Source organism: Actinomadura sp. KC06 (genome assembly GCF_004348735.1).
Lineage (GTDB): Bacteria > Actinomycetota > Actinomycetes > Streptosporangiales > Streptosporangiaceae > Spirillospora.
On sequence record NZ_SMKT01000372.1, the window covers coordinates 1 to 1,629 of the forward strand.

A 1,629-nucleotide genomic window follows, 5' to 3' on the forward strand; every position below is an offset into this window, starting at 1 on the left:
CACCCCGGCTTCGCGCCGCCCCGCACCGGCCTCAAGCTGTCCAGGGTCGCCGGGTACGGGCGGGTCGAGCTCGCCAACGCCGCCGGCTCCGGCGTCGCGATCGTCCCGCTGCACATCGGCTACGTCCAGGACCGCGCCCAGAACCACGCCCTGTGCCGGTCGGCGTTCCTGGCCCCCGGGCAGCGCCTGATGTTCGAGGACGCCTGCTGCGTCCAGCGGAGCCAGGGCGGCTACCTCGCCGGACGCGACCAGTGGTTCTTCGTCCTGCCGCTGGAACTGCGCCCCCGCGCCCTGGACCTGCGCGGCGTGCACGGCTACGGCAAGCTGTGGGACGACGTCGCCGCCCTCAACGCCCGCTACGGGCTCGCCCGGCGCGGCCACCTGGAGCAGATCCTCTCGCGCGAGCGGCCGGCCCTGACCCGGTTCCAGTCCCGCCTGGAGCCCCTGCCCGGCCAGGTCGGCGCGCTGTTCTTCGTCGCCGGGCGGTTCGCCGGCCTGGAGATCGCGCCCGACCCCGCCTACTTCGCCGAGATGTGGGCCGCGCTGGTGTGCTTCGCCTACGGCGTCGCCGCCTGGCACGCCGAGCCGCCCGAACCCGCCGGGCCCGGCAGGCCGCTGGACGCCGACGGGCCCGCCGGGCCGGCCGGGCTGCGCGGCGCGCTGGAACGCGACCGCGCCGCCCGCCTCGCCGAGATCGGCCGGTGGCTCGCCGACGCCCCCGCCGGACCCGCCGACCTGCACGAGGAGGACCGCTACCCGGCTGCCGGACGGGACCTGCGGCTGTCGACGGTCACCGCCCCGCACCTGGCCGGGCAGATCGTCACCGACGGCGGCCGCACCGTCTACGCCTCCCTGTTCGCCCGCTGACCCCCCGGAGCGGCCCCGGGGCGGCCCGGAAAAGGGGTTGCCCCGGGGGCGCGGTGTCCACTTGAATCGGACACGCGGGAACTGAGCCGGGCACGTCGGGCAGACCCCTGATTCCACATCAGGAGACGCGCGATGTTCAGGACGTCGTTACGGCGATCATGAGCCTGACGCGGCGCCGGCCGCCTGTCCCGCCCCTCCCGTGCACCCGGCCCGCCGCGCCTACACTCCAGGCATGATCAACGTCTGCTTCGCCGGCGTCACCGGCTGGACCGCCCCGCCGATCATCGCCGGCCTGGACGCCGCCGACGACCTGGCCCTGACCGCCGGAGTGTCCCGGTCCGCGGCCGGCCGCGACCTGTCCGAGGCCACCGCCGCCCGCGGCCCCGGCCGCGTCCACGCCACCGTCGCCGACGCGCTCGCCGACGCCCCCGTGGACGTCCTGGTCGACTACACCAGCGCCGACGCCGTCCGCCGCAACGTGTGGACCGCCGTCGAGGCCGGAGTCCACGCCGTCATCGGCTCCAGCGGCCTCACCGCCGCCGACTACGACGAGCTGGACCGCCTCGCCCGCGCCACCGGCGCCGGAGTGATCGCCGCGGGCAACTTCTCGGTGATGGCCGCCGTCCTGCTCCGCGCCGCCACCCTCGCCGCCCGGCGGCTGGACCACTGGGAGATCATCGACTACGCCGCCGCCGCGAAACCCGACGTGCCCAGCGGAACCGCCCGCGAACTCGCCGAGACCCTCGGCCGGGAGCACCCGCC

General features: G+C 76.4%; 1 protein-coding gene and 1 pseudogene. Both read left to right on the plus strand.

The features are described 5' to 3' along the window. On the plus strand, window positions 1-867 hold an 867-nt coding region (locus E1287_RS44500), incomplete at its 5' end, for a DUF6569 family protein (protein ID WP_165969479.1). Window positions 868-1,099: 232 nt separating this feature from the next. Next, a pseudogene (locus tag E1287_RS43110) lies at window positions 1,100-1,629 on the plus strand (dihydrodipicolinate reductase C-terminal domain-containing protein); the annotation flags it as partial.